The sequence below is a fragment of the Acinetobacter sp. YH12039 genome, assembly GCF_013420015.1.
GTDB lineage: Bacteria > Pseudomonadota > Gammaproteobacteria > Pseudomonadales > Moraxellaceae > Acinetobacter > Acinetobacter amyesii.
Genome location: NZ_VOZA01000133.1, coordinates 1 through 1,262, shown reverse-complemented (window position 1 = coordinate 1,262; position 1,262 = coordinate 1). Strand labels below are relative to the sequence as shown.

Below are 1,262 nucleotides of genomic sequence, written 5' to 3'. Positions count from 1 at the left end.
ACCCTGATTTGTCTCCAGAAAAAAGTACGAGCTATGAATTCGGATTTAACTATTCGGCTCCTGAACTTGGTTTAACAAGCAGTTTAATGGTCTTTAAATCTGATTTTAAAGATAAAATTGTTGAAGATCGTTTATGTGACACGCCAGGAACAACAAATAGTTCTCCTGTAGAAGAATGGAAATGTTCGGCAAATGGCAAGCCATATCGATTTGTTAGCCAAATGAAAAACGTTTCCGATGCAGAAATGAAAGGTGCTGAATTCACATTAGACTATGATGTACTGGATAATCTTCACGCGAGTACAAGTTATACTTATACAAAAACTGAGCAAAAAAGTGGCGAATTTAAAGGCCAGCCTTTGAATAAAATGCCAAAACATATGCTGAATGTCGGTCTGGATTATGATGTTTCAGATACCTGGACGACCTGGATGGACTATAATTACCGTGGCAAAACCAGTGATTATTTAAGCCGTACTTCTATGGATAATGGGACACCGGGATATGGTACTTTTGATGCCGGTGCAGTCTTTAAAGCGACAGATAACTTAAGGTTGACCGCTGGTATTTATAACATTGCAAATAAAGAAATTACCAATGGCGATTATGACATTGTACTTGATGGTCGTAGATACACCGTGGGTATGAATATCAAATTCTAATTCATAGATATGAAAAAGCCGCTTTCTAGCGGCTTTTTTTAGTCTTCAATCTTTAAAATTTTTAAGGTATTTTCAGTATAATAGAATTTTGCCAGATAGGCACGGGCACGTTCACGCAAATAGCCCTGATGAATCATCTGCTGAATAATCGGTGTCAGCAATTCATTCAGTTCATGTTGAATCAATGCTTCATCAATATTCAGATCTCGTAATAACTGATCAAAAGTATGTTCCTGATTACGTACATACCAAGTATAAATCCCGTCATGCAGTTGCTGCTGCATATATTCCGTCTGGCGCATATGATCCCAGATCTCGTGCCCTAAACTCACCGTCTGGTTCAGATCCTGGGTTTCAATATAGTTCTTTAGTACTTAAAGCGGCATGTCTTTGATCTTATGCCAAAGATTGGCCTGAAAATGGTACAGCTTGTCATCATCAAAGTGCTGGTTCAGGACATGCTCACTCATCTGGCTGAGTTTTAAAATATTTTTTTTATTAGGCTTTTATCAATTTGTGTAAGGCTCTATTTCACTTACATAATGAATAATATATAGCATTTGTTCTGCGTTTATATTTTTCATTTTATTTTTATCTTTG

Annotated in this window: 1 protein-coding gene and 1 pseudogene; one reads left to right on the top strand and one right to left on the bottom strand. The window is 36.8% G+C overall.

The annotated features are described in order from the left end of the window. Positions 1–662: TonB-dependent receptor domain-containing protein (locus FTT98_RS17855; protein ID WP_180177632.1), on the top strand; the 662-nt coding region annotated here is incomplete at its 5' end. A 38-nt stretch (positions 663–700) separates the two neighbouring features. On the opposite strand, the pseudogene FTT98_RS17850 reads toward FTT98_RS17855, so the two are convergent. Next, a pseudogene (locus tag FTT98_RS17850) lies at positions 701–1,159 on the bottom strand (hypothetical protein); the annotation flags it as partial. Between the last annotated feature and the right edge of the window lie 103 nt (positions 1,160–1,262).